Raw genomic sequence first — 1172 nt, 5'->3', positions numbered from 1 at the left:
CTGGCGTCGCACAAGCGGATCGTCCATGGCTGCGAGTGCTCCTGTCAGGCTCTCGACGGTCAATGCTCTGCGATCGAGTGACAGTCCGACGCCGAGGTCCGTTATCCGCCTTGCCCAGAACGGCTGATCGCCGAAAAACGGGCAAATGATCATGGGTTTGCCGGCCCGAAGAGCGGCCGCAGTCGTTCCGGCGCCGCCGTGGTGGATGATCGCGCTGACCTCGCGAAACAACCTGTCGTGAGGGGCGTCGCGGATGACATGAACGTGCCTGGATTTATGTTCTGCGATCAGGGCACCGCCTCCAAGAGCCAAGATACCCCGCTTTCCCTTCCTCGCGAGCGCCTCGACAACAATGGCTGTCAGCCGGGCTGGATCGGCGCCCGGCATGCTCCCGAAGCCGACGTAGATTGGTGGCTCTCCTTCCGCGAGGAAGGCTGCCAAGTCGTCCGAAGGTCGCCAGTTCTTGCTGTCGAGAAACCAGTAGCCACTCACCAGCACGTTATTGTCCCAGTCCGGAGGGACCGGCACAACATGGCGACTATAGGCGTAGAGCGTGCCACTCGAAGCAATAGCTGGCGTCCTGCGTCGCGTCAGACCAAGTTGTTCTGCCCTCCAGGTCGAGAGCAACTTGCCGAACAGAAGTTCTGCGCCCCTGATGGCTGCGAGATGGCTGATCCGGTTGAACCAGCCCAGATCTTTGAAAGGCAACATCGGGCTGGGGAAAGCGGAGGTTGGCGTAAAGCCGGGCAGGGGCGAAGCCAGAATAAATGGGCACTGAACCGCCTCTGCCATATGTGGCACCGCGATTGCCTTCGGATGATGCACGAAGATATCGGGCGTGAAGGCCTTGGCTGCTTCCCATTCCGCGTCGAGCAGGGTTCGCATCATCGGGCGTGCGTACTTAAGCAGCTTGAGACCGGCACTGAAGCCCTGGCCCCCAGCGATCGCCGCTTTTCCTTCTGGCGTATCGAGAAGAGCGAGAAATTCTCCGGGCAGGGGGGCGAAAGCGACGCCGTAATCTCGCACCATGCTCTCGAACTGAACTGGACCAGCAAGCTGTATTCGGTGTCCTCGTTCGATCAATCCCAATGCAAGGGCGATATAGGGCTGAACGTCTCCGCGCGTACCGAGCGTATGAATGGCTACCCTCATTGCGCCGTCACCTTGCTTCC

Annotated in this window: 1 protein-coding gene; it reads right to left on the bottom strand. The window is 60.3% G+C overall.

The annotated features are described in order from the left end of the window. On the bottom strand, positions 1-1152 hold a 1152-nt coding region (locus OLZ32_RS39140; protein WP_264425733.1), incomplete at its 3' end, for a glycosyltransferase. Between the last annotated feature and the right edge of the window lie 20 nt (positions 1153-1172).

The organism is Rhizobium acaciae (genome assembly GCF_025941625.1).
Lineage (GTDB): Bacteria > Pseudomonadota > Alphaproteobacteria > Rhizobiales > Rhizobiaceae > Rhizobium > Rhizobium acaciae.
The sequence above is the reverse complement of the archived record's forward strand: the minus strand, read 5'-3'. Positions and strand labels throughout refer to the sequence as shown.